Source organism: Brevundimonas sp. FG8, from assembly GCF_057808845.1.
On record NZ_JBMDIU010000002.1, the window covers coordinates 332,124 to 356,103 of the forward strand.

The 23,980-nt window shown below is 68.7% G+C and carries 29 protein-coding genes; 17 read left to right on the forward strand and 12 right to left on the reverse strand.

Features of this window, described 5'->3' with window-relative positions; genetic code table 11:
- Window position 1: 1 nt before the first annotated feature.
- Window positions 2-574 (forward strand): cob(I)yrinic acid a,c-diamide adenosyltransferase, encoded by a 573-nt coding sequence (locus ACODRV_RS05190; RefSeq protein ID WP_488907651.1) that lies wholly within the window; start codon window positions 2-4, stop codon window positions 572-574.
- 3 nt (window positions 575-577) lie between these two features.
- Here the strand turns inward: ACODRV_RS05190 and ACODRV_RS05195 are convergent, their stop codons facing one another.
- Window positions 578-925 carry a hypothetical protein gene (locus tag ACODRV_RS05195; protein WP_141625344.1) on the reverse strand — a complete coding sequence of 116 codons (348 nt, stop codon included), beginning with the start codon at window positions 923-925 and terminating at the stop codon, window positions 578-580.
- A gap of 107 nt (window positions 926-1,032) precedes the next feature.
- Between ACODRV_RS05195 and ACODRV_RS05200 the strand changes: the two genes are divergently transcribed.
- The 8 genes from ACODRV_RS05200 (at window position 1,033) to arfB (ending at window position 7,523) form a co-directional block, all read left to right on the forward strand.
- Window positions 1,033-1,797 carry an electron transfer flavoprotein subunit beta/FixA family protein gene (locus ACODRV_RS05200; RefSeq protein WP_141625345.1) on the forward strand — a complete coding sequence of 255 codons (765 nt, stop codon included), beginning with the start codon at window positions 1,033-1,035 and terminating at the stop codon, window positions 1,795-1,797.
- On the forward strand, window positions 1,797-2,726 hold the full coding sequence (locus ACODRV_RS05205; protein WP_488907652.1) for an electron transfer flavoprotein subunit alpha/FixB family protein: 930 nt from the start codon (window positions 1,797-1,799) through the stop codon (window positions 2,724-2,726). The genes ACODRV_RS05200 and ACODRV_RS05205 overlap by 1 nt, the downstream gene beginning before the upstream one ends.
- Before the next feature lie 111 nt (window positions 2,727-2,837).
- Complete coding sequence (locus ACODRV_RS05210; RefSeq protein WP_488907653.1) at window positions 2,838-3,344, forward strand: SMI1/KNR4 family protein; 507 nt, start codon at window positions 2,838-2,840, stop codon at window positions 3,342-3,344.
- A gap of 10 nt (window positions 3,345-3,354) precedes the next feature.
- Complete coding sequence (locus tag ACODRV_RS05215; RefSeq protein ID WP_488907654.1) at window positions 3,355-3,633, forward strand: DUF167 domain-containing protein; 279 nt, start codon at window positions 3,355-3,357, stop codon at window positions 3,631-3,633.
- A 95-nt stretch (window positions 3,634-3,728) separates the two neighbouring features.
- Window positions 3,729-5,207: an amidohydrolase gene (locus tag ACODRV_RS05220; RefSeq protein ID WP_488907655.1), complete on the forward strand. Its 1,479-nt coding sequence runs from the start codon at window positions 3,729-3,731 to the stop codon at window positions 5,205-5,207.
- Window positions 5,207-6,559 (forward strand): amidohydrolase family protein, encoded by a 1,353-nt coding sequence (locus ACODRV_RS05225; protein ID WP_488907656.1) that lies wholly within the window; start codon window positions 5,207-5,209, stop codon window positions 6,557-6,559. The genes ACODRV_RS05220 and ACODRV_RS05225 overlap by 1 nt, the downstream gene beginning before the upstream one ends.
- Window positions 6,560-6,663: 104 nt before the next feature.
- Entirely contained in the window at window positions 6,664-7,125 is a 462-nt protein-coding gene (locus tag ACODRV_RS05230; protein ID WP_488907657.1) for a YaiI/YqxD family protein, read from the forward strand.
- Window positions 7,122-7,523 carry an alternative ribosome rescue aminoacyl-tRNA hydrolase ArfB gene (gene arfB, locus ACODRV_RS05235; protein WP_488907658.1) on the forward strand — a complete coding sequence of 134 codons (402 nt, stop codon included), beginning with the start codon at window positions 7,122-7,124 and terminating at the stop codon, window positions 7,521-7,523. The genes ACODRV_RS05230 and arfB overlap by 4 nt, the downstream gene beginning before the upstream one ends.
- Before the next feature lie 2 nt (window positions 7,524-7,525).
- Here arfB and ACODRV_RS05240 read toward each other — a convergent pair whose 3' ends face one another.
- From ACODRV_RS05240 to ACODRV_RS05260, 5 genes are all read right to left on the reverse strand, one after another.
- A complete protein-coding gene (locus ACODRV_RS05240) occupies window positions 7,526-8,275 on the reverse strand; it encodes a hypothetical protein (protein ID WP_488907659.1) in 750 nt (249 codons plus the stop codon).
- Window positions 8,276-8,307: 32 nt separating this feature from the next.
- Window positions 8,308-8,778 (reverse strand): hypothetical protein, encoded by a 471-nt coding sequence (locus tag ACODRV_RS05245; protein WP_141625355.1) that lies wholly within the window; start codon window positions 8,776-8,778, stop codon window positions 8,308-8,310.
- A gap of 20 nt (window positions 8,779-8,798) precedes the next feature.
- Window positions 8,799-10,400 carry a 2-polyprenylphenol 6-hydroxylase gene (gene ubiB / locus ACODRV_RS05250; protein WP_488907660.1) on the reverse strand — a complete coding sequence of 534 codons (1,602 nt, stop codon included), beginning with the start codon at window positions 10,398-10,400 and terminating at the stop codon, window positions 8,799-8,801.
- The gene (locus tag ACODRV_RS05255; protein ID WP_488907661.1) at window positions 10,388-11,179 is read right to left on the reverse strand and encodes a class I SAM-dependent methyltransferase; all 792 of its coding nucleotides are present in this window, start codon (window positions 11,177-11,179) and stop codon (window positions 10,388-10,390) included. Before ACODRV_RS05255 ends, ubiB begins: the two co-directional genes overlap by 13 nt.
- Before the next feature lie 63 nt (window positions 11,180-11,242).
- Window positions 11,243-11,947: a Crp/Fnr family transcriptional regulator gene (locus tag ACODRV_RS05260; RefSeq protein ID WP_141625358.1), complete on the reverse strand. Its 705-nt coding sequence runs from the start codon at window positions 11,945-11,947 to the stop codon at window positions 11,243-11,245.
- Between the two features lie 131 nt (window positions 11,948-12,078).
- Here ACODRV_RS05260 and ACODRV_RS05265 point away from each other — a divergent pair, with 131 nt between their 5' ends.
- On the forward strand, window positions 12,079-12,378 hold the full coding sequence (locus ACODRV_RS05265) for a 4a-hydroxytetrahydrobiopterin dehydratase (protein ID WP_141625359.1): 300 nt from the start codon (window positions 12,079-12,081) through the stop codon (window positions 12,376-12,378).
- Window positions 12,375-13,160: an SDR family oxidoreductase gene (locus tag ACODRV_RS05270; protein WP_488907662.1), complete on the forward strand. Its 786-nt coding sequence runs from the start codon at window positions 12,375-12,377 to the stop codon at window positions 13,158-13,160. Before ACODRV_RS05265 ends, ACODRV_RS05270 begins: the two co-directional genes overlap by 4 nt.
- A gap of 22 nt (window positions 13,161-13,182) precedes the next feature.
- On the opposite strand, the gene greA is transcribed toward ACODRV_RS05270, so the two are convergent.
- The 4 genes from greA to ACODRV_RS05290 all read right to left on the reverse strand — a co-directional run bounded on the left by greA (window position 13,183) and on the right by ACODRV_RS05290 (window position 14,802).
- Window positions 13,183-13,659, reverse strand: coding sequence for a transcription elongation factor GreA (gene greA, locus ACODRV_RS05275; RefSeq protein ID WP_488907663.1), 477 nt, complete (start codon window positions 13,657-13,659; stop codon window positions 13,183-13,185).
- A gap of 100 nt (window positions 13,660-13,759) precedes the next feature.
- Window positions 13,760-13,924 (reverse strand): DUF1328 domain-containing protein, encoded by a 165-nt coding sequence (locus tag ACODRV_RS05280; RefSeq protein ID WP_141625362.1) that lies wholly within the window; start codon window positions 13,922-13,924, stop codon window positions 13,760-13,762.
- A 93-nt stretch (window positions 13,925-14,017) separates the two neighbouring features.
- Window positions 14,018-14,392, reverse strand: coding sequence for a hypothetical protein (locus tag ACODRV_RS05285; protein WP_488907664.1), 375 nt, complete (start codon window positions 14,390-14,392; stop codon window positions 14,018-14,020).
- Window positions 14,393-14,421: 29 nt separating this feature from the next.
- Window positions 14,422-14,802, reverse strand: a complete 381-nt coding sequence (locus tag ACODRV_RS05290; RefSeq protein WP_141625364.1) for a glycine zipper domain-containing protein — start codon at window positions 14,800-14,802, stop codon at window positions 14,422-14,424.
- Between the two features lie 202 nt (window positions 14,803-15,004).
- Between ACODRV_RS05290 and ACODRV_RS05295 the strand changes: the two genes are divergently transcribed.
- On the forward strand, window positions 15,005-15,655 hold the full coding sequence (locus tag ACODRV_RS05295; protein ID WP_488907665.1) for a fumarylacetoacetate hydrolase family protein: 651 nt from the start codon (window positions 15,005-15,007) through the stop codon (window positions 15,653-15,655).
- Window positions 15,652-16,296 (forward strand): maleylacetoacetate isomerase, encoded by a 645-nt coding sequence (gene maiA / locus ACODRV_RS05300; RefSeq protein WP_488907666.1) that lies wholly within the window; start codon window positions 15,652-15,654, stop codon window positions 16,294-16,296. Before ACODRV_RS05295 ends, maiA begins: the two co-directional genes overlap by 4 nt.
- Before the next feature lie 125 nt (window positions 16,297-16,421).
- Here the strand turns inward: maiA and ACODRV_RS05305 are convergent, their stop codons facing one another.
- Window positions 16,422-17,315: an alpha/beta fold hydrolase gene (locus ACODRV_RS05305; RefSeq protein ID WP_488907667.1), complete on the reverse strand. Its 894-nt coding sequence runs from the start codon at window positions 17,313-17,315 to the stop codon at window positions 16,422-16,424.
- Window positions 17,316-17,409: 94 nt separating this feature from the next.
- Complete coding sequence (locus ACODRV_RS05310; RefSeq protein ID WP_488907668.1) at window positions 17,410-18,630, reverse strand: M23 family metallopeptidase; 1,221 nt, start codon at window positions 18,628-18,630, stop codon at window positions 17,410-17,412.
- A gap of 551 nt (window positions 18,631-19,181) precedes the next feature.
- Between ACODRV_RS05310 and ACODRV_RS05315 the strand changes: the two genes are divergently transcribed.
- The 4 genes from ACODRV_RS05315 to ACODRV_RS05330 all read left to right on the forward strand — a co-directional run bounded on the left by ACODRV_RS05315 (window position 19,182) and on the right by ACODRV_RS05330 (window position 23,900).
- Window positions 19,182-22,382, forward strand: a complete 3,201-nt coding sequence (locus ACODRV_RS05315) for an intermembrane phospholipid transport protein YdbH family protein (RefSeq protein WP_488907669.1) — start codon at window positions 19,182-19,184, stop codon at window positions 22,380-22,382.
- Window positions 22,383-22,458: 76 nt separating this feature from the next.
- Complete coding sequence (locus ACODRV_RS05320) at window positions 22,459-22,656, forward strand: YnbE family lipoprotein (protein WP_488907670.1); 198 nt, start codon at window positions 22,459-22,461, stop codon at window positions 22,654-22,656.
- A 17-nt stretch (window positions 22,657-22,673) separates the two neighbouring features.
- On the forward strand, window positions 22,674-23,042 hold the full coding sequence (locus tag ACODRV_RS05325; RefSeq protein ID WP_141625372.1) for a DUF1318 domain-containing protein: 369 nt from the start codon (window positions 22,674-22,676) through the stop codon (window positions 23,040-23,042).
- Between the two features lie 60 nt (window positions 23,043-23,102).
- Window positions 23,103-23,900, forward strand: coding sequence for a tryptophan 2,3-dioxygenase (locus ACODRV_RS05330; RefSeq protein WP_141625373.1), 798 nt, complete (start codon window positions 23,103-23,105; stop codon window positions 23,898-23,900).
- Window positions 23,901-23,980: the final 80 nt, after the last annotated feature.

A 23,980-nucleotide genomic window follows, 5' to 3' on the forward strand; every position in this document is an offset into this window, starting at 1 on the left:
GGTGGTGGTCCTGAACCGCATCTATACCAGGACCGGCGACGGCGGTCAGACGCGGCTGGCCTCGGGCGCGCCTGTGTCCAAGACCGACCCCCGGGTCGAGGCGATGGGCGCGGTGGACGAACTGAACGCTGTCATCGGCGTGGCCCGGCTGCATTCGGGTCAGAACGACCGCATCGACGCCATGCTGGGCCGCATCCAGAACGAGCTGTTCGATCTGGGCGCCGATCTGGCGACCCCGCTGGAGCCCGCGCCCGCATGGGAGGCCCTGCGCATCCTCGACAGCCAGGTCGAACGACTGGAGCAGGAAATCGACTGGATGAACGAGAGCCTGAAAGCCCTCGACAGCTTCATCCTGCCCGGCGGCTCGCCGTTGTCGGCGCATCTGCATCTGGCCCGAACCGTGGCGCGGCGGGCCGAGCGAGATGCGGTCCGTCTGGTCGAGAGCGGAGAGACGGTGAACGGCGCGGCGATGCGCTATCTCAACCGCCTGTCGGACCACCTGTTCTGCGCCGCCCGCCGCGCCAACGCCAACGGCGCGGGCGACATCAAGTGGAAGCCCGGCGCGACGCGGTAGGGATCAGCGGGTCGCTTCAGCCAGCGCCTTTCGCTGACGTTCGGCGTCGGCGTCGCGGGCGGTCTGTTCGGCCTGCAGCCGGTCTTCGATCTCAATCAGCTCGCGATTCTTGCGGTCAGAGGCCTGGGCCCGCGTCTCGCCGGGCTTCCGTCCGGTGATGCCCTCGATCTCGGCGATCGACAGGGGGCGGGCGCAGACTTCCTGATCCGGATCCCACCAGCCGCCGTCGGCGACGCAGCGATCCCCCGGTTCTTTCACCAACACCTGCCAGGCCAGGGTGGCGCCCACCAGAACGGCGAAGGTGCACAGAAACAGCACGCTGAGCCGTTTCATCGTCAAAAGGCGGTGCATCTGGAGCTTCCCGTGATCCGGCGTGTTGACGCCGCGTTACGTTGACAGGCCGGGTCAGGCGTACCTATTGCCTGACCCAACATTCCGGCGACTTTGTGGATAGCGCAATGAAGGTTCTAGTCCCCGTCAAACGGGTGATCGACTACAACGTCAAGGCCCGCGTGAAAGCGGACCAGAGCGGCGTCGATCTCGCCAACGTCAAAATGAGCATGAATCCCTTCGACGAAATCGCCGTCGAAGAGGCCGTGCGCCTCAAGGAAGGCAAGGAGCACCATGCCGCCGGCACGGCGACCGAGATCGTGGTCGTCTCCATCGGCGTGACCCAGGCCCAGGAAACCATCCGCACCGCCCTGGCCATGGGCGCGGACCGCGGCTTGCTGATCCAGTCGGACGCCGACCTCGAGCCGCTGGCCGTCGCCAAGCTGCTGAAAGCGGTGGTCGATGAGGAAAAGCCCGACCTCGTCCTGATGGGCAAGCAGTCGATCGACGGCGACAACAATGCGGTCGGCCAGATGCTGGCCGCCCTGCTGGACTGGCCGCAGGCGACCTTCGCCTCGAAGATCGTCATCGGCGACGGCAAGGCGACCGTTACCCGTGAAGTGGACGGCGGGCTGCAGACCATCGCCTCGACCCTGCCCGCCGTGGTCACGGTGGACCTGCGCCTGAACACGCCGCGCTACGCCTCCCTGCCGAACATCATGAAGGCCAAGAAGAAGGAGATCGCCACCAAGGCCGTCGCCGACTACGGCGTCGACGTCGCGCCGCGCCTGAAGGTGCTGAAGGTCACCGAGCCGCCCAAGCGTTCGGCGGGTGTGAAGGTGGCTGACGCCGCCGAACTGGTTTCCAAGCTCAAGTCCGCGGGGGTTCTGTAATGGCCGTTCTCGTCATCGCCGACCACGACGGCTCGGCCGTTCGCGACACCACCCACAAGACCGTGACCGCCGCCCTCGCCCTGTCGTCCGACGTGGACGTGCTGGTCGTGGGCGCCGGCGCGCAGGCCGCCGCTGACGCGGCCGCGAAGATCGCGGGCGTCCGCAAGGTTCTGCTGGCCGACAACGCCGCCCTGGGCCATCAGCTGGCCGAGGCCGTCGCGGCCACGGTCGTCGATCTGGCGGGCGGGTATGACGCCGTCCTGTCGCCGGCCACCACCGACGGCAAGAATTTCATGCCGCGGATCGCCGCGCGTCTGGACGTCGCCCCGATCTCGGACATCGTCGAGGTCGTCAGCGCCGACACCTTCGTGCGCCCCATCTACGCGGGCAACGCGCTGGAGACCGTGCAGTCCTCGGACGGCAAGAAGGTCATCACCGTGCGCGCCACCGCCTTCGCCCCCGCTGCCGAAGGCGGCTCGGCCAAGGTCGAGGCTGCCACCGGAGCCGGCGAGGGCAAGACCGCCTTCGTCAGCGAGGAGATGGTCAAGTCGGACCGTCCGGAACTGGGCGCGGCGAAGATCGTCGTCTCGGGCGGTCGCGCCCTCGGCTCGGCCGAGGAGTTCCACGCCGTCATGGACCCGCTGGCCGACAAGCTCGGGGCTGCGGTGGGGGCTTCCCGCGCGGCCGTGGACGCCGGCTACGCCCCGAACGACTACCAGGTCGGCCAGACCGGCAAGGTCGTCGCCCCGGCGCTCTATATCGCCATCGGCATCTCGGGCGCCATCCAGCACCTGGCCGGCATGAAGGACTCCAAGGTCATCGTCGCCATCAACAAGGACGCCGACGCCCCGATCTTCCAGGTCGCCGACTACGGTCTGGTCGCCGACTACAAGACGGCGGTGCCGGAACTGATGAAGGCCCTCGGCTGAGGGCTGTCACAGGCAGAATGAAGAAGGCGCGGTTCCGAAAAGGGGGCGCGCCTTTTTCGTGGGCGAGACCTGAGCTGTTCGCTTCGGCTCGCCCGGCATAGGATTAGTCGAATGACCATCGCCTGGACACACGGCTATTCCGCAGACGAACTGGACCGGGCGCAGGAGCGCTTCCGGCTGACGTTCCCGTCCGATCTGGTCGCCCTGTTGCGCGACCGACGTCCGGTCGGCGGCCCCGACTGGAATGATGAAACGGAGATGCGCTCACGGCTGGCCTGGCCGTTCGAGGGGCTTCTGTTTGATGTCGAGGCCAACAGCCTGTGGTGGCCCGAGTGGGGCGCTCGCCCCGACACGCCCGAGGCGTGTGCCGAGGTTCTGCGGGGCGTTGTCGGTCGGGCGCCGCGTCTCATTCCCATCTTCAGCCATCGCTATCTGCCGGCGACCCCGAACCTGCCCGGAAACCCGGTCTTTTCGGTCTATCAGTCTGACGTGATTCACTATGGCGCAGACCTGCAGGACTACGTTGATCGGGAAGAGGGCGGCCGGGATCACACGCCATGGCCCGCCGTCATTCGCGAGATCGACTTCTGGTCAGAACTCGTGCGGCGGAACGTCTGACCACCTGTCCATGACCACCCTCGCCATCAAGCTCACCCCCGGCGCCGCCTCCGACCTTATCGACGGCTGGGATGTGGACCCCGACGGCCGCCCGGTCCTCAAGGTCCGGGTCCGCGCCCGGCCCGTCGAGGGTGAGGCCAACGCCGCCCTGATCAAACTCCTCGCCAAGGCCCTCGGCTTGCCCAAATCCGCCGTCTCGCTGGCGCGCGGCGGGCAGTCGCGGACGAAGATGGTCGCCGTCGCCGGACTGTCGCCGGACGAGGTGCGGGACCGTCTTTCCGCACCGTGACGAAATCGGCCTTTGACGGATCGCGCGACTGCCCCCTTTAATCCGCTCCGAGTTCGCGCCCCCATTATCCGGGCGGGCGCACAGGGGAGCTGTTCATGAGACTTCGACGCCTGGGGGGCGCCAGCCTCGCCGCCATCGCCGTGCTGGCCCTGGGGGCCTGCGCCACCAACGGAAGCACGAGCCCGCAGACCGAGACCGCCGCCACGCCGCGCGCCCGGGCCGCCCTGCCGCCCGGTCTGGACGCCGCCGCCAATCCCGACCCCTTCCCCTCGACCTATCGCGGCCTGCCGCGCGAGAATTTCGCCATCGTCGGCGGCACTGTCTATGACGGCGCGGGCCGCAAGTTCGAGAACGGCGTGGTCGTGGTCACCGATGGTCGCGTGGCCGCCGTCGGCGACGCCTCCACCACCATCCCGGCGGGTTACCGCACGGTGCAGGCCAACGGCCGCTTCGTGACCCCGGGCATCATCGACGTCCACTCGCACCTGGGCGTCTATCCCTCGCCGGGCGTGCAGGGGATGAGCGACGGCAATGAGGCCACCAGCCCGAACACCGCGCAGGTCTGGGCCGAGCACAGCCTGTGGCCGCAGGACCCGGGCTTCAACACCGCCCGCGCCGGGGGCGTGACCACCCTCCAGATCCTGCCCGGCTCGGCCAATCTGTTCGGCGGGCGCGGCGTGACCGTGCGCAACATTCCGTCGGTGACCATGCAGGGGATGAAATTCCCCGACGCCCCCTACGGTCTGAAGATGGCCTGCGGCGAAAACCCCTCGCGGGTCTATGGCGGGCGCAACCAGAGCCCGGCGACGGGCATGGGCAATATGGCCGGCTATCGCGCCGCCTTCATCGCCGCGCGCGACTACAAGGACAAATGGGACAAGTGGCGTCAGTCGGGCGAGGGCTCGCCGCCGACCCGCAATCTGCAGCTCGAGACCCTCGCGGGGGTGCTGGACGGCTCGATTCTGGTCCAGAACCACTGCTACCGGGCCGACGAAATGGCGATGATGATCGACCTGTCGAAGGAATTCGGCTTCCGCATCACCGCCTTCCACCACGCCATCGAGGCCTACAAGCTGGCGCCGCAACTGGCCCGTGAAGGCATCTGCGCCGACATGTGGACCGGCTGGTGGGGCTTCAAGATGGAAGCTCTGGATGCCGTGGAGGCCAACGCCGCCCTCGTCGACGCCCAGCCGGGCTCCTGCGCCGTCATCCACTCGGACGACGCTGAACTGACCCAGCGCCTCAATCAGGAGGCCGCGGCGGCCCTGGCCGCCGGTCGCCGCATCGGCATGAACATTCCGGAGGAGCGGGCGATCAGCTGGATCACCCTGAACCCGGCCCGGTCGCTCGGCATCGCCGACGAGACCGGCTCGCTGGAAGCCGGCAAGCGCGCTGACGTCGTGATCTGGAGCGCCGATCCCTTCTCGATCTACGCCCGCGCCGATCAGGTCTTCATCGACGGCGGTCTGGCCTTTGACCGCGCCAACCCGGCCTACCAGCCGGTGTCCGACTTCGAACTGGGCCAGCCCGGCTACGGCCTGCGCGCCGCCAACGTTCCGCAGGGAGCCCGCTGATGCGCCTCAAGAGCCTGATCCTCGCGGCGGCCTCCGTCGTCGCCCTGACCTCTCCCGCCGCTGCGCAGGAGCTGACCGCCATCACCGGCGGCCGCGTCCTGACCGGTTCGTCCGTCATCGAGAACGGCACGGTGGTCATCCAGAACGGTCGCGTCGTCTCGGTCGGAACCGGCGCAGCTCCGTCCGGCGCCCGCGTCATCGACGCGCGCGGCAAGGTGGTCGCCCCCGGCTTCGTCGCGGTCGATTCCGGCCTCGGCGGGTCGGAGATTTCCTCCGTCGGCGGCTCGGATGACCTGTCCAACGGCGCCAACACCATCAGCGCCGCCTTCGACGTCTCCTATGGCCTCGATCCCTGGTCCTTCACCCTGCCGGTCGCCCGTCTGGGCGGCATCACCCGCGCGGTGGTGGTCCCCAACCATCCGGGCGGCTCCAGCGGCCACAACCACCAGGACGACAGCGACTTCGCCGGGGTCGGCCATGCCGGGCTTCAGTCGCCCAGCCTGTTCGCCGGGCAGGCGGCGGTCATCCATCTGGGCGCGGGCAACGACATTCTGGTGCGCGCCCGCGTGGCCCAGGTCGCGCCCTTCGGCGAAGCCGGCGCCGGTGTCGCCGGCGGCGCCCGGGGTGCCGAATTCACCCAGTTCCGCGAAACCATGAACGAGGTTCGCCTCTACGCCCGCAACAAGGCCGCCTATGACCGGGGCGGCATCCGCGAGCTCAGCCTGTCGCGCGCCGATCTGGAGGCCCTGATCCCTGTGGCCAACGGCTCCATGCCGCTGATCGTCACCGTGCGCCGCGCGGCCGACATCCAACAGGTTCTGCGTCTGGCCAGGGAAGAGGGGGTGAAAATCATCCTCGACGGCGCCGAGGAAGGCTGGCTGGTCGCCGACCAGATCGCCGCGGCCAATGTGCCGGTCCTGCTGAACCCGATCTCCAACCTGCCGGGCAACCTGGAGACGCGCGGCGCGCGGATGCAGAACGCGGCGGCGCTGGATGCGGCGGGCGTGGTCATCGCCATCAAGGGCAATGAGGGCTCGATCCATCGCGCCCGCGAAACCCGCTACAACGCCGGCAACGCCGTCTCGCACGGCCTGCCCTATGAGGCGGCGATCGAGGCGATCACGGTCAATCCGGCGAAGATCTTCGGTCTGGCGGGTCAGTTCGGGGAGCTGCGCCCCGGCGCCGCCGCCGACGTGGTCATCTGGTCCGGCGACCCGCTGGAGCCGCTCAGCCTGGCCGAGCAGATCTGGATCAACGGTCAGGAGCAGGCCCCGACCAGCCGTCAGTTCCTGCTGCGCGACCGCTATCGCGACGGCGGCGAAGGGGCGATGCCGCCGGCCTACGGTCGGTAGGGATTAGGGAACAGGGATTAGGGATTAGGTTTGCGCGTTAGGCAGTCAGGCGATGAGCGGGTATCTCTTCGCCCAATCCCCAATACCTAGTCCCTAATCCCTCCATGTCCTCCCCCCGCATCTTCATCGACGCCGACGCCTGCCCGGTGAAGGACGAGGCCTATCGCGTGGCCGAGCGCTATGGGCTGAAGGTGTTCGTCGTCTCCAACGGCTGGATCAACACCCGTCGCGATCCGTGGATCGAGCAGGTGGTGGTCGATGCGGGCCCTGACATCGCCGACGACTGGATCGCCGAGAGGGCGGGCAAGGGCGACATCGTGGTGACGCAGGACATTCCGCTGGCCGACCGCTGCCTTCAGGCGGGGGCGCAGGCGCTGAAGTCGAACGGCACGCCCTTCACCCCGGACTCCATCGGCTCGGCCTTGGCCGGGCGGATGGTGGGCGAGCATATGCGTTCGATGGGCTTGCAGACCTCCGGCCCGCCGCCCTTCGGCCCCAGGGACCGCTCCGCCTTCCTGCAAGCGCTGGACAGGGCGGTCGTCATCGCCAAACGGGCGCTGGGATGACCGTCATCCCCGAGGACGAGCTGGAGTTCCGCTTCTTCCGCGCGGGCGGGCCGGGCGGCCAGAACGTCAACAAGGTCTCGACCAGCGTCCAGCTGCGCTTCGACGCCCGCAACTCCCCGTCCCTGACCGATCCGGTGCGGGAGCGGCTGCTCAAGCTGGCGGGCAGCCGGGCGACCCTGAACGGCGAAATCCTGATCACCGCCGTCCGTTTCCGCACGCAGGAGCGTAATCGGGCCGACGCTGTCGGCCGTCTTCAGGAACTGGTGGATCAGGCCTCGATCAAACCGGTCTATCGGGTGCCGACCAGACCCACCCGCGCCTCGAAGGAGCGGCGGCTGGAGGGCAAGTCCAAGCGGTCCACGATCAAGAGCGGGCGGGGCAAGCCCCGCCTCGACTGAGCCTAGCGACGGCGCGCGGCCGCCGCTTGCGCCGGCGTGACGGGCAGGGTGGCCAGCGTCAGCTTTCCGTCCCGATCCGTATCCAGCGAGTAGAACCAGCGCTGGGTCGCTTCGGCCCATTCCTGTGACGTCACGCGCTGATCGAGATTGGTGTCAGCCGACTTCACCGGTTGCGGCAGGTTGAAGAAGCCGGAGTCCGCCACCGGTCCGTAGCCGGCCGGACGTCCGCCGCGTCCGCGCGAACGGCGGCTTCCCGGCTGCCCCTGTTGCGGTGCGACGCCAAGGGTTGAGGTGTCCGCCAGCGGGATAGCCTCGCCGCCGCCCGCCGGACCGGGGACATTGATCGTGGGGAAGCCGCCCGGACCTTCACCGCCGGCGCGCTGTCCCATCCCCATGCCCCCGAAGCGGCGCAGGTTTTGCTCATAGGCCGTCAACTCGGTCTGGTTCAGTCGGCCATCGCGGTCGGTGTCCAGAAGCGCGAAATAGCGCAAGCCGTCCGCAGTGAACTCCGCCAGCGTCACCGCGCCGTCATTGTCCGTATCAGCGCCCGCGAACCAGACGGCGGACGGATAGGGCTGATCCGCCGGGGCCACGAAGGGCTCGCCGAAGGGGCTGATGAACAATGACGGCCGGGGCGGTCCCTGCGGCGCGAATGGCGTCTCCCGACCGCCGATGCCCGAGGCGCAGGCCGTGAGCAGGACCGCCAGTCCCGCTACGGCCACCGGGGTCAGGGTCACCTTGAATGCACGCATGGGGGACGGTCTCCGAAGACGCCAGGGAGGGGCTATTGAGCGGGACGGAACAGCAGGGCGTCGATCTTGCCGGCATCGTTGAAACCGATGACCCACTGGGTCGCGGCGTTATCGAAGGTCACGACGAACATGTCCGCCCCTTCCTGCGAGCCGACGAAATCCACGGCCCTAACGGCGCCGAAGCTGCGGATGAGGGGCAGGACACGGGGTTCCTGCTCGCGCATGCGGGTGACCAGACCCTCCTCCATCAGCGAATAGTCGATCGTGCCCGCCTGGGCGTTCTGGATGACCGTGCGCAGGGTGTCTTCGGACTGGGGGTTGGCCGGTTCCGTCGCGGGGGCGATCGGCGCCGGACGGGGCGCGGCGGGCGCCGGGGTGTTCGACGGGCGAGCCGGGGCGTCAAAGCTGTTGGGAACGCTGCCCGCGGCCACCTGGGCCTGAACAGCGGCGGGTGCGGTGATGGTGGTCAGGCCGACAGCGGCGGCCAGAACGAGCAGTTTCATCGGCGGTTCTCCGGAAGCGCTCAGACGATGGTGGGCCAAAGCGACAGAACGAGGGCGGCCACCGAGGCGCATATTGCAACGGTGACACAAACAATGACCCAGACCGGCGTCCGGGCCTCGCGCACGATAACGGTCCGGGCCTGAGGCGGGTTCTGCGCCAGCTTCGACAGGGCCTTCAGTGTCGCGCGCAGTTCGTCGACGGCGTCGCGGATCTGGGCCTGCGGCCCCAATTCGCGACGAATCCAGCGCTCGACCACCGGCTGGGCGGCGGCCCACAGGTCGTGATCGGGGTTCAGGCGACGGGCCACGCCCTCGACCGACACCATGGTCTTCTGAAGCAGGATCAGCTCGGGCCGCAGGTGCATGTCGAACAGGTCGGTGATCTCGAACAGCTGGCCCAGCAGACGGCCCATCGACACCTGCGACGCCTGCTTGCCGATCACCGGCTCGCCGACCGCGCGCAGGGCCTGGGCGAAGGCCTCGACCGAATGTTCGGGCGGCACATATCCGGCCTCGAAATGCACCCGGGCGATGCGGTCATAGTCGCGGCTGATGAAGCCCCACAGGATTTCGGCCAGATAGCGCCGCTCCGCCGGCCCCAGCCGCCCCACGATGCCGAAATCGATCGCCGTCAGCTCCGCCGGGGCGTGGCAGAACAGATTCCCCTCATGCAGGTCCGCGTGGAAGGCGCCGTGGTCCAGCGCCTGCGACAGGAAGGAGCGCACGACGTTGTCGGCCAGCGCATTGACGTCCAGACCCGGCTGAAGAATCGCGTTCGGATCGGTGAGCGGCAGTCCTGTCGCCCATTCCAGCGTCAGCACCCGTTTGCCGACCCCGTCCCAGATCACCGCCGGAGCGTCCATATGGCCGGTGACGCCCTGGGCGTCCGGCTTGGCCATGATCTCCTTGAGCTCGGACGCGGCCGCGGCCTCCAGCCGCATGTCCAGTTCCAGCGTCAGGGCGCGGGCGATGGTCTCGACGAAAGCCGAGGGTTGCAGCCGGCGCGACAGAGGCACGAAGCGGACAGCCAGTCGCGCGGCCAGTCGCATCGAATCCAGTCCCTGCGCCACGCGGCGCTCGACGCCGGGTCGCAGAATCTTGACCGCCACCTTGCGGCCGTCGGCCAGTCGGGCGGGGTGGGCCTGCGCCAGCGAGGCGGCGGCGACCGCCGGACCGAACTCGGTGAACAGGGCCTCGACCGGACGGCCCAGCGACCGCTCGACCTCGCGCCGGGCCTGATCCACCGGGAAGGCGGGCAGGGCGTCTTTCAGGCGGCCCAGATCGCGGGCGAACTCGACGCCGAAGATGTCGGCCCGGGTGGCCAGCACCTGTCCCAGCTTGATGGCGACCGGGCCCAGATGTTCAAACGCCTTGCCCAGGCGCTGGCCCGGACGCCCCTCACGGCCTTCACGCCCCGCGAACAGGTGCAGGAGCCGGGCGATCCAGCGCGCCCAGACCGGCAGCAGGGGGGTGATCTCGCGCGGCGCCAGGGCGTCGTGGCGGATCAGCACGCCCAGCCAGCCCAGCAGTCGCAGGGCGGCGCTCACGGGCGCGCGGACGGGCACCGTGACCGGCGGAGGCGGAGGCGTGCCGGGATCGACCTTCAAGCTCAGATCGCCCATCCGTGGTGGATGGCCGCGACCCCGCCCGACAGATTGGTCACGGTGACGCGCTTGAAGCCCGCCTCCTCGATCATCTGCCTGAACGTCGGCTGGTCCGGGAAGCGGCGGATGCTCTCGACCAGGTACTGATAGCTGTCGCGATCCTTCGCCACCCACTCGCCGATGCGCGGAATGGCGTGGAAGGACCAGGCGTCATAGGCCTTGCGGATGGCGCCGGAGGTCGGGCGCGAAAACTCCAGACACAGGAATCGTCCACCGGGCTTCAGCACCCGGCGCGCCTCGCGCAGGGCCTGCGGCACGTCGGCCACGTTGCGAATGCCGAAACTGATCGAATAGGCGTCCACCGAGGCGTCCGGCAGCGGCAGGGCCATGGCGTCGCCGACGGTCCAGGTCATCTCGGGTTCGCCGCCCTTGTGCACCCCCGCCATGATCATCTCGGCGTTGTAGTCCAGCACAATGACCTTGGCGTCGTCGCCGCCCATCCGCAGCTGGGCCGCCCGCGCCATCTTCGAATAGCGCCGCGACATGTCGCCGGTGCCGCCCGCGACATCCAGAATGGTTTCGCCCGGACGGGGATTCAGCTTCGCCGCGGCGGCGTCTTTCCAGAGCCGGTGCACGCCTCCGCTCATCAGGTCGTTCATCAGGTCGTAGCTGGAGGCCACGCTGTCGAACACGCCGCGCACCATGCGGACCTTCTCCTTCGCGTCCACATCGCGAAAGCCGAAGGAGGAGGTCTTGCCGGCGTCTTGGCCGGACGGGGTTTGGGAGGCGTCGGTCATGCCACCGCTCTACCCCTTCACCGGGGCCGCGTCATCTGCCTGTGTGGCCGCAGCCTCGTCGTTTCAGTTGGCGGTGTTCGGCCTGGGCACGCCGAGGTCCTTCATCACCGACGAGATCATCCGGTAACAGCCGCAGGCGGCGGCCTCCAGACCGGGCCGGTCCAGCACCTCGACCCAGCCCCGTCCGCGCCGGATCAGCTTCTGGCCCTCGATCTCGGACCCGATCTCCGAAACAGTCGCCCGGCGCACGCCCAGCATGCCCGCGATGTCTGACTGGGTCAGCTTGATACGGTCGCCGTCACTGCGATCGTGCAGGGTCAGAAGCCAGCGGGCCATCCGTTCGTCCAGTCGGTGCTGGGCGTTGCAGGCGGCGGTTTGCTGCACCTGGGCGAACAGGCTTTCGGTGAAGCGGGACAGGGCGTCGCGCATCGCCTCGCTGGATCGCAGGGCATCAGAGAAAACATCCGCCGGGCAGCACGCCGCCGTACCTTCGATCTGGGCGATGGCGCGGCTGGAGGCGCGGGCGTTCAGCGGCCCACAGGTCACCCCCACCAGCCCTTCTCGGCCTATGGCGGCGGTCTCGACCATGTGGTCGTCCGCCAGCACGGTCATCAGGGAGACCACGCCCGTCATGGGGAACCAGACCTCCCCCAGCGCCTCGCCGGCGTCGTACAGCATCTGGCCCTGCGCGAAGGGACGCTCGTTCAGATGCGGCTCGATCCGTTTTCGGTCGGCGGCGGGAAGGGCGTTGAGCCAGAGATTGTCCATGCCGTCCTCCTGTGTCGAATGGCGACGCTCGATAACGCCCAAGCTTCCTTCAACGTTCCCGCTCCGCTTGGGCGGTCGCGCGCTTGTGGAGCGGCGAACGGCGGGCTACGCCGGAAAAAACGGAGGGAACGATGCCGGAACAGATTGACGTCGCGGAAGCGCTGAAAGGCCTCCCCAACTGGCGAAAGGCGGACGACGAACGCCCGGCCATCGCCCGCTCCCTGACCTTCGCCGACTTCAACGCGGCCTTCGGTTTCATGACCCGCGTCGCCCTTCTGGCGGACAAGGCTGACCACCATCCGGAATGGTCGAACGTCTACAACCGTGTAGAGGTGCTGCTGACCACCCACGACGCGGGCGGGGTGACGATCCGGGACACCGACATGGCGCGCTTCATCGATGAAGCCGCCGCCGCGATGGGAGCGAAATGATGGGCGGACGGGTTAAGAACAAGAAGGTCCTGATCACCGGCGCCGCAGGCGGGTTGGGCACGGCGATGGCCCACAGGCTGGCTCGCGAGGGGGCGAAGGTCGCCGTGAGCGACATCAATCTGGACGGCGCCCGGGCCTTGGCCGACGCCATCAACGCCGACCATCCCGGCAGCGCCTTCGCCTTCGCGCAGGACGTGACCAGCGAAGAGCAATGGATCGCGGTGATCGACGCCGCCACCCGGGCAATGGGCGGTCTCTCGGTGCTGGTCAACAACGCGGGCATCGGCGGCCCTCTGGCCTTCGTCGAGCAGGACACGGTCGAGAACTGGCAGCGCCAGTACGAGATCAACCTGCGCTCGATCATGCTGGGAACCAAGCACGCCATGCCGCATCTGCGCGACGCTGCCCCGGCCTCGATCATCAATATTTCCTCGGTGGCCGGCCTCGCCGCCGCGCCGGGCATGGGCGCCTACAACGCCACCAAGGCCGGCGTCTGGATGTACTCCAAGACCATCGCGCTGGAGGCGGCCAAGATGGACTGGAACGTCCGCTGCAACTCGGTGCACCCGGTCTTCATCAAGACCCCTATCCTCGATCCCTTCATCGCCATGGCGGGCGGGGATGAGGGCAAGGCGCACGAGCGGCTGGCCCGAGGCATCCCGCTGAAGCGGATCGGCGAGCCGGACGATGTCGCCTACTGCGTGGTCTATCTGGCCTCGGACGAGTCCAAATTCATCACCGGGACCGAGTTCGTCATCGACGGCGGCATGCTGGCGCAATAGGCGCCTGATCGCTGGCGGGACGTCAGTCGACCGCGATGATCTCGACCGATTGGCCCGCCACCACCGCCTCGTCCCCCACCCGCTTGCCGATCAGCGCCCGGGCCAGCGGGGAGACGTGGCTGACCGAACCCTTCGCGGGGTCGGCCTCGTCCTCGCCCGTGATCCGCCAGGTCTGGCTGCGGCCGTCCTCACGTTCGATAGTGACGGAGCCGCCGAAACGCGCGCGCCCGTCGGGCCTGGTCTCGACCAGCTGGGCCGAGGCCCGGCGGGCGGACCAGTACCGCAGGTCCCGCGCCGCCCGCGCCATGGGCGTGCGGTCCGTCTCTATGGAGCCCGCCGCCTGCGCCGCCGCATAGGCGGCCCGCGCCTCCGTCAGGGCGGCCTCGATCCGCGCCAGCCCTTCGGGTGTAACGAGGTTGGCCTGCGGGGAAATGGGACGGTCCGGAAGATCGGCGGCGGTGGCCTCCAGATCTTCCTCACGGGTGAAGGCGACGCTCATGGTCTCAGCCTATGACGATTTCCGGCGGGGTGGTCCACCGGACATGAAAAAGGCCGTGATCGGATGACCACGGCCCTTTTGATCACGAGACGACAGGTCGTCAGACCCGTCGCCCTCGGCCCATGATGAAGTTCACCACGAGCAGGATCAGGAAAACGACGAACAGAACGTAGGCGATGTTCATCGAAATACCCGCGACGCCACCGATGCCGAGAGCGCCGGCGACGAGGGCGAGCACGAGAAAGATAAGGGCCCAGCGAAGCATGAGCGGTTCCTTCCAGAGCGGTTGTTCCAAAGGGGGCGGCTCAGCACCGCTCCTGTGAAACCAACCGCCGGGAAGCGAAGCGGTTCCCGACCTCTAGCGGCGACGCCTCGTGTGCGATTTCTCGGTGAAAGCCGCAGCAACAAGACTGGCAAGCGCCGGATTTCTCAGGAAAATCCAGCCTCCCGCCAAGGCCGCCGCCGTACCCAGGATCGGGCGTTCGCGGAACAGGGCGAAGGCCCGCTCACCCATTCCCATCGGTTCGTCTTCCTCGTCATCATCCGCACCTTCCGTTCGCAGGAAGACGAGGGCGACGACCGCCGCCCCGAGGGCGAACAGCAGGAAGGTGATCGAAGCCGCCGCGAGGGACGGCATCACCATGCTCAGGGCGTAGAAGATCGCCACGCCCAGAAAAATCACGGCGACCAACGCCGCGCCCGCCGCGACGGCGGCTGCGATCGCCTTCTTCACCAGACCTCTGGCCAGCCCCCCGCCGAACATCAGCGGCGACGACCGGCGAGCAGCAGCCCGAGCACGACGCCGACGCCGAGCGCGATGGCGGTCGATTGCAGCGGACGTTCCTGCACCCGCTCGGTCAGATAGCGCTGGGCTTCATCGAAGCGCTCCGACGCATCATCGTAGTACTCGCGGCCCTTCACACGGGCTTCGTCGTAGTAGCCGCGGGCGCGTTCGCGCAGGACATCAGCCTGCTCGCGCAGTCGGGTCTCGGCTTCAGCGGCCTTGGCGCGGATGCGGGCGTCGGCGGCGGACGCCTTCTCCCGCAGCGCGGCCTTCTCTTCGGCGCCGAGGACCTTCAGGTCGTCCTTCAGCGTGTTCAGATCGTTCTTAACTGCGGCGCGGGCCGCCTTGGTCGTCGCCATGATGCGCGCTCCGTTTGGTCAAGCTTGACGGTTAGATAAAGAACCCTGAGCCGGAACGCTACTGTGACCTCGCGGTTCCCGCGGTGCAGCATGGGGGAAGGGAGAGAGCAGGGCTTGGGAATCAGGAATTAGCGAGATCGCGCGGGCGGCATCCGCTACGCCGTCTCTTCCTAATTCCTAATTCCTAAGCCCTACTCCCTCCATGACCTTCCTTTTCCCCCCCGCCCCCACCCCCTCCATGCCGATCGAGGGTTCCGACGCCCGCTTCCCGGTGCGGCGCATCTTCTGTGTCGGCCAGAACTACGCCGCACACGCACGCGAGATGGGCCATCATGAGCGGGCCGACCCCTTCTTCTTCACCAAGCCCGCCGATGCGGTGGTCACGGACGGCGCCGATCCGCTCTATCCGACGGCCACCCGGGACCTGCATCACGAGGTCGAGCTGGTTTGCGCCGTCGGTCCGGACGGGGCGCTGGGCTGGGCAGTCGGCTGCGATCTGACCCGTCGCGACCTTCAGGCCGAGGCCAAGCAAAAGGGTCGTCCGTGGGACGCGTCCAAGGGGTTCGATCAGTCCGCGCCCTGCGCCGCCATCCATCTCGGCGCCCTGCCTGATCCGACGGCGGTCATTGAACTGCGGGTCAACGGCGAGGCGCGCCAGACCGGCCGTCTGGACGACATGCTCTGGAGCCCGGACGAAATCCTGACCAAGGCCCGCGAGCTCTGGGACATTCAGCCGGGTGACCTGATCTTCACCGGCACGCCCGAGGGCGTCGGCCCTCTGGCTCCCGGCGACCGGGTCGAGGCGACCATCGGCGGCCTGCCCGCCCTCCGCTTCACGGTGGCGGCGCGATGATCCTGCACGGCTACTGGCGCTCGGGCGCCGCCTACCGCACCCGCATCGCCCTCGAACTCAAGGGCCTGTCCTATGAGCAGCGGGGCCATGACCTGCGCACCGGCGCCCAGAAGGACCCGGCCTATGTCGCGCTGAACCCGCAAGGCATGGTCCCGGCGCTGGAGGTCACTTCAGACTCCGGGGGCGCCGTCCTGACCCAGAGCCCGGCCATCCTCGAATGGTTGGAAGAGGCGTATCCGACGCCCGCCCTGCTGCCGTCCGACGCCATCGGCCGCGCCCGCGTCCGGGCCATGGCCGCCCTGATCGGCTGCGACATCCATCCGCTCAACAATCTGCGCGTCGGCAAGGTCCTGCGTGAAGGCTTCGGCGCCGATCAGGCCGCCATCGACGCTTGGGCCGCCCGCTGGATCATCCCCGGTTTCGAGGCGCTGGAAGCCCTCGTCGCCCGCCATGGCGCCGGCTGGAGCTACGGCGACGCCCCGACCCTCGCCGACTGCTACCTGATCCCGCAGATCTATTCGGCGGGTCGCTTCAACGTCCCTCTGGACGCCTTCCCGAGACTGCTCGCCATCGACGAAGCGGCGAAGTCCCACCCGGCCTTCGTGGCGGCTCATCCGGACAACCAGCCGGATGCGGGGTGAGGTGAGTGAAAAGTGATTTGTGAGTAGTGAGCAGAAATCGGTTCGGGGGAAGGACTGAAGAACCGAAGCCATGATGCGGTCCCTCCACTCACCACTCACTCTTCACTACTCACCGCCCCCCCCCCTCACCCCATGAACCGGTCCACCGCCGCCAGGAACCGCGTCGGCTGGTCGATCATCACCATGTGCTCGGCGCCCTCGATCCGCTCGAAGGTCGCGGGGTTGGGCAGGCGCGCGTAGGCGTCGCGGAAGACGCTGTCGGCGTGGCCGCGCGGCGAGTTGCGGTCGGGGCTCCAGCCATAGACGACGGTCACCGGGGCGCTGATCCGGGGCAGGCGGGGGCGCAGGTCGACCGTCATCACCTCATACAGGGACTGGGCCAGCACCTGCCGGTCGCCGCCCTGCCAGCCGATGCCGCTGAACAGGCTGTCGGCCGCTCCGCCCAGCTCGACGCCGAACTGCCGTCCCTGTGACCGCAGGGCCTCGTCGCCCAGCAGCTGGATCGCCTGATAGGCCACCTGCGCCAGAGGCTGGACGTCGCGCACCGTCGCCTGCGGGCTGATCAGGGCCGCGAAGAAGGGCGAGGAATCCACCGTCATCAGCCGCCCCACCGCCCACGGCCAGTCCGAGGCGACGCGCAGGCCGATCTGGCCGCCCATCGAATGGCCGATGATGGCGGGCCGGTTCAGGCGGGTCTCGGTGATGTAGCGCAGCACCTCCCCGGCGACAGGCGGCAGGACTCCGCCGTCGCTGTTGGCCTGCGCCGGCAGTTCGCCGAAGCCGCGCACCGAGACCAGATGCAGCCGGTATCGTCCCGCCAGCCGGTCGGCGGTCGAGCGCCAGATGGCGGCGGTCGAGGCGAGGCCCGGGATCAGGATCAGGTCGGGCCCGCTCCCGCGCGTCTCCACCGTGATCCGGCGCGAGGCGAAACCGGCTTGCGCCCATGCGCCGGTCGGGGCCGCCAGCATCGCCGCCGCGCCCGCCGCCTTGATCAGGATGTCCCGTCGTGAGCCTTGCATGCGCCTGTTCTCCCGGCGGATTGCGGCGCCATGATGAAAAAGGCCCGGAGGGCGAACCGTCCGGGCCTTGGTCTTCATCAATCCGCAAGCCGGGTCAGGCCGCCGGGCGCAGACCTGCGCTCAGGGTCGGCTGCTGGGTCCGCTTTTCGCCGCCGGCCGCGATGATGCGGTCGATGCGGGCCTTTTCGGCGCGGAAGGCGGCCAGATCGGCGCCCGCCAGAACGGTGCCTTCCTGGGTGCGCACGCCGGCCGGATTGATCCGTTGGCCGCCGCGCCAGATTTCATAGTGCAGATGCGGACCGGTCGAGGCGCCGGTCGAGCCGACATAGGCCACGACCTGGCCCTGACGGACGCGCTGGCCGGCGCGAATGCCCGAACCGTAACGCGACAGGTGGCCATAGCCCGTCTCGAGGCCGTTCGGGTGACGGATGCGCAGCCAGTTGCCGTAGCCGCCCCAGCGACGGGCCTCGACCACCACGCCGTCAGCCGGAGCGACGACCGGCGTGCCCATGCCCGCGGCGAAGTCGATGCCTTGGTGCATCTTGCGGAAGCCCGCGATCGGGTGACGGCGGAAGCCATAGGACGACGAGATGCGGAAGCCCCTCTCCAGCGGCGTGCGCATGAAGGCCGAACGGGTGTTCTTGCCGGTGGCGTCGAAATACTGGGCTTCGCGGGCCCCGGCGGGCTTGAAGCGATAGAAGGTCACGCCCTTCAACTGGGCGTAGAGCAGGTCGCCGGAGCCGATGGTGCGGCCGTTCTCGGTGACCGTGCGGTCAAAGACATAGGTGAACTCGTCATCCGACCTGATGTCCCGATCCATGTCGAACTTGTGCGAGAACAGACGACCGGCGGTGCGGGCGATCCCGGCGGGCGCGCCTTCGCGACGGGCGGTGCGCGACAGCGAGCCCTCGACCTTGCCGGTCAGGACCACGGTTTCGTGTGTCACCTTCTCTTCCAGCGCGCGCAGACGCAGGGCGCCGTCGAAGCTGCGTGACACCGTAACCTGGCTGGCCGGTCCGGTGCGCATGGTCAGGCCGATCAGACGGGCGTCGCCCCGACCGCCGCGCGGCTTGGAGATGGCGGTCTCGAATTTCTGGCCCGCGCGGATCGAACCGACGTCCATCGCGTTGGAAAGGGTGGCGGCGATGGCCGAGGCTTCCTCGGCTGCGATGCCGGTGCGACGCACGGCCTGCTCGAAGGTCTCGCCGCGACGGATCTGGACGGGAATGGCTTCCGGGGCCGTCATGCCGACGGGCGCGCCGCCGGCGGCGAAGGCCTGGGCCTCAAGCTGGGCGATTTGCCCGGCGGTAAGCATGGGTGCTTCTTCAGCTTGCACAGGTTGATAAACGCGCCCGGCGAGCAGCGCCACCGAGACCGCGGCCACCGCCGTAAGGGCGTGAGGCGCGATGCGCATCGGCTGGCGGCGTGGATCGAACTGAGCCATCGAACCCCGATAAACGACGACGCCGGATCGGCGCCCAAGCCACTAAAAGCAAGGATCGCGCCGGATTGCCCCCCGAAGGAACCATCAAACGCGAAGGGGGCCGTATAGCCCGTCTGCCCCATCATGGGAAGCCAGATCGTTACAGGCCGTTAACCGGAGCCGTAATCGGCCCGGTCATCGCTGGTAAAGCCTTTGTGAGCGATCAGATGATCAGAGGTCAGCGCGACAGTATTCGTGCTGTATCCGATTTCTATTGGCGCGCGGTGGGCATGGTCGGTTGCGACCGACTCTCGCTTCACTCAAAGTTGCCGCCAAGACACTATCCTGTTGCGACGCAGCAACGGTGAATTTGCTCAAGTCGCCATGTCTTTTCCTCATCGCTCTTCCCGCCTCCCCGCCTGTGCCGCTAAAGGACGACGGGTATGAGCGACACGGCCTCACCCCCGCCCGGAACCCCCCGTCCGGACAAATGCCGCGCCCGCCCGGTGGTCCGCCGTGTCCTCGGTGTCGCCGGGATCGTGCTGTGCGTGCTTCTGGTCCTTCTCGCCCTGACCTGGCTGAATCGCCGCGCGGTCACTCGCCAGGTGCTGGTCGGGTGGCTGGAGCGCGAGGGCGTTCCCGCCGATGTCGACATCGAACAGATCGAGCTGGACAGCGTCGTCGCGCGCATTCGCATCGGCGATCCGCGCAATCCGGATGTGACCGTTGAACGGGTCGAGGTCGACTATGTGATCGGCGCGCCCTGGTCCGCCAGGGGGCTGGGTGTGACGCCGAGCCGCATCCGGCTTCTGCGTCCGGTCGCCCGCGTGAGCCTGCGGGGCGGCAAGGTCTCCTTCGGCTCGCTTGATCCCCTGATCGACAAATTCACCGGCCGTCCGCCCGGTCCCGACAGCAAGGCGCCGCTGGTGCTGGTCGAGGACGCGCGGGTGCGCCTGGATACCGACTACGGCCCCGCCGACATTCTGGGCGATGCCCGGGTCGAGGACGGCAAGCTGATGCGGCTGGTCGCCCGGCTGCCCGAAACGGCCCTGCGCAGCGGCGACCGGATCGACGCGCGCGGACTGGCCGCGACCGTCAATATGACCACCACGGGCGACCGGATCGCGCTGCGCGCCACCGCCTCCGCCGCTTCGGCCCGTCTGCCGGGCGTGGGCGGGGAGGGCGTCGGCCTGACCCTGACCGGGAATCTGCCCTATCCGGACCTGAAGACCCGCCGTGGCGACGGTCAGGTGCGGCTTGACGTCCGTGCGACCGCCGACCGTCTGATGACGGGTGAGAACAACGCCCGACAGGTCGAGACCGCGCTCAACTTCGTCGGAACCACGACCGGCTGGCTGGAGGCCTTCCGCATCGAGGGCCGCACCACCTCCGATGTCCGCGCAGCGGGACTGACCGGCGTCGTCGCCGGACAGGGCGCGCGCCTTCGCCTGACCAATGCCGCCACGGTCGTGGACCGGAACGCCGACGGCGTCGGCTGGCGGATCGAAGGTCCGGCCGAGGTCGTCGCCGCTCGTATCGAGGGTGTGGGGCTGAGCGGCTCCGGCGTTCGTCTGACCACCGCGAACCTGATCGCGGGCGGGCGGGGCGCGGCCGTGGAGGCGCAGGGCGCGCTGGCGCTCGCCGCCGACCGCTTTGCCGCCGGGGATCTGTCCCTGACCGGGGCGCGCGGAAGCGCCCGGCTGGATCTGGTCGCCGACGGCGCCCTGCGCGTGGAGGTTCAGGGCGGGCTGCGGGCCGCGCGCGGCGCCTGGCCCCTGTTCGGCGCGCCGGCCCGCGACGACATCGCCGAACTGGCGGGCATGAAGCGCGCCCTGTCCGCCTTCGCCGTCGATATTCCCGCCTTCACCGTCACGACCGGCGGTGGCGGCACACGGGTCACGCTGGATCGGCCCGCCGTCCTGACCCCCGCCAACGGCGGCGTCCTGACGATCCGCGCCGGAAGCGGCCCGATCTTCGCCGCGACGCGCGGCCAGCAGGGCGGCGGCAGTCTCTCGCTGACCGCAACCCGTGGGCAGGGCCTGCCCGAGGCGGCTTTCAATATTCCGCGCTGGTCCCTGACCGAGGGGGGCTTTACCGCGACCCTGGACGGGCGGGCCGCGCTGGACTTCGATCTGGCGCGCGGCATCAGCCTGCAGACGAAGGGCGAGCTGGCCTCTTCGGGCGGCCGCCTGACCTATACGGCGGCCGACTGCATTCCCCTGACGGTCGAACGGCTGGAGCTGGACGAGAGCGACGTCACCGATATCTCGGGCCGCTTCTGTCCGACCAACCGCCCGCTGATCGAGGTGCGCGACGGCGCCTGGCGGGCTGACGGTCGTTTGTCGGGCGTCAGCGCCTCCGCCCCCTTCCTCGCCCTGCATTTCCGCGACGCCGAGGGCGCCCTGACCGCGACCGGCGGTCCGCGGGGCGTCGGCATGGAGGCGCGCGTCAGGTCGGCGACCGTGGTGGACGCCACCGATCCGGCCCGGTTCAACCCCATGACCGCCGTCGGCTCGGCCCGTCTGGCGGACGAAAACTGGAGCGGGGCCTTCGACCTGTCGCACGGCGAGACCTTGCTGGGCCGGCTGACGGTCGCCCATAGCGGCAAGGCGGGCGCCGGCGGGCTGACCATCGACGCCCCGTCCATCGTCTTCGCCGAGGGCGGGCTTCAGCCGTCAGACCTCAGCCCCATGGCGGCCGGCATCGCCGGTTCGCCCGCGACCGGCTCTATAGGCTTCACCGGCCGGGTCGACTGGCGCGCCGACGCCGAAGGAACCAGCTCCGGTCGTCTGACCATCCCCGGCCTCGATTTCACCAGCCCCGCCGGGCCGGTGAAGGGCCTGCGGGGCGTGGTCGACTTCACCAGCCTTGCCCCGCTGGAGGCCGCGCCGGGCCAGACCCTGCATGCTGACCTCGTCGAGTCCGTCGCCCCCCTGACCGACGTCAATCTGGTGTTCGGTCTCGACAAGGCCGCTCTCAGCGTCGAGGGCGCGAACCTCGCCATCGCGGGCGGTGTCGTCCGGGTCGAGCCGCTGTCCGTCCCGCTCGACATCAATCAGGGCTTCACCGGGGTCATCCTGCTGGAAAACGTCCAGCTGGGTCAGGTCGTCACCGACGCCGGGTTCGGCGACAAGGTCAGTCTGGACGCCGTGGTCTCTGGCCGCCTGCCGTTCAGCTGGAACCCGCGCGACGGCGTCCGCATCGTCGGCGGCGATCTCCAGGCCGTCCAGCCGGGCCGCCTGTCCATCCCCCGCTCGGCCCTTGTCGGGCTGGAGGCTGAAGGCGGCGGCGAGGCCCTGCCGCCCAACACGGTTCAGGATCTGGCCTATCAGGCGATGGAGAACCTGGCCTTCGACATCCTGTCCGCCCAGGTGGACAGTCAGGATGAGGGGCGTCTGGGCGTCGTCTTCCGTATCCGGGGCCGCCACGATCCGCCCCGGCGGCAGGAGCTGCGGATTCCGCTGGCCGAGTTCATCAGCCGCGAGTTCCTGAACCGCGAGCTTCCTTTGCCGTCGGGCACCCAGATCGACCTGACGCTGGACACCTCCCTGAACCTGAACCAGCTGGTCGGTGACCTGATGCGGCTGGATCGCGCCCGCAACGGGCAGATTGACGAAGAACAGCAGGACGAAGCGTCGCCTTGATCGGGCCGCCTTCACCGTTCAGAACCCGTTCACCCTGGATCGCGTTTAGTCGCCGCGGATCAATTGGAGTGTCCTCATGACCCGGACGAAGTCTCGCAGAACCGTCGCCCTGCTCGGCCTTGCCGCCATGGCCATGGGCGCCGCCGCCTGCACCCCCACGGTCCGGCTGCAGGTCGATCCGATCCAGATCAACGCCAAACTCGACGCTGACATCCGCGTCCGTCTCGACCGGGAGCTGCAAAATCTCCTGGCCGAAAACCCGAACCTGTTCTGATGCGAAAGGTCCACACGATGTCATTCCGCAAAGTCTTCGTCATGATCGCCGCCGTCGCGGCTCTGGGCGTCGCCGCGGGCGCGGCCTTCGCCCAGACCTCGCAACAGAAGGCCATGATCGATGCGGCCAAGGCAGAAGGCACGGTCGGCGAGCAGGCTGACGGCTATGTCGGCTTCCGCGTCCCGTCGTCCGACTCGGCCCTGACGGCCGCCGTTCAGGCCACCAATGCCGGCCGCCGCGCGGCCTATGCCCGTTCGGCCGCCGAGGCCGGCGGGGGCGCCACCGCCGCCGACGCCGGGGTTCGCATGTTCGAGACCCAGCTCCTGCCGCGCGTCAGCTCGGGCCAGTGGTATCGCAACGCCCAGGGCCAGTGGGTCCAGCGCTAGGCGAAAGCGGGTCGGCGGCGGCCTCTTGAGCCGCCCGCCCCGCCGGGCGATACCGTCGCCATGACCGACACCGCGCCGATTACCTACGCCAGCTATCTGGCCCTCGACGACCTTCTGGCGGCCCAGCATCCGCGGTCCGACCAGCACGACGAAATGCTGTTCGTCATCATCCACCAGACCAAGGAACTGTGGCTCAAGCAGATCCTGCACGAGGTGGCGCTGGCCCAGTCGCTGGTCCGCGCGGGCGATCTGGTTCCCGCCTACAAGTCGCTGGCGCGGGTGAGCCGCATCCAGACGGTCATGACGCTCAGCTGGGATATCCTGGCCACCATGACGCCCGCCGACTACCTGCGTTTCCGCGGTTCGCTCGGTTCGTCGTCCGGCTTCCAGAGCGACCAGTTCCGGCGTTTCGAGGCGGCTTTGGGTCTCAAGGACGACCGCTTCCTGCGCTTCCACGAAGACCGGCCCGAAGCCCACGCTGCGCTCAGGGCCGCCATCGACGCCCCCAGCCTCTATGACGACGCCCTGGCCCAGTTGGCCCGGGCGGGGCTGCCCATCCCCGTCGAAGTCCTGAACCGCGACGTGTCGAAACCCTATGAGCCGTCGGAGGCCGTCGAGGCCGCCTGGCTGGAGGTCTATCGCGATACTGAACGCTGGTGGCCGCTCTATCAGTTGGCCGAGAAGCTGGTCGATCTGGACGACGCCCTGCTGACCTGGCGGCACAAGCATGTCGTGACAGTCGAACGGATCATCGGCCGTCGTCGGGGCACGGGCGGCACCGACGGCGTGGCCTATCTGACCGAAACGCTCCAGCGTCGCTGCTTCCCGGAGCTGTGGTCCATCCGGACAAGGCTCTGATCGGGCCCTGACAATCCCGTGTAGACCACGCTGACGGGCAACCTTCGCCGCAGGCGAGCGCTTTACAGACCTCTCCCCGG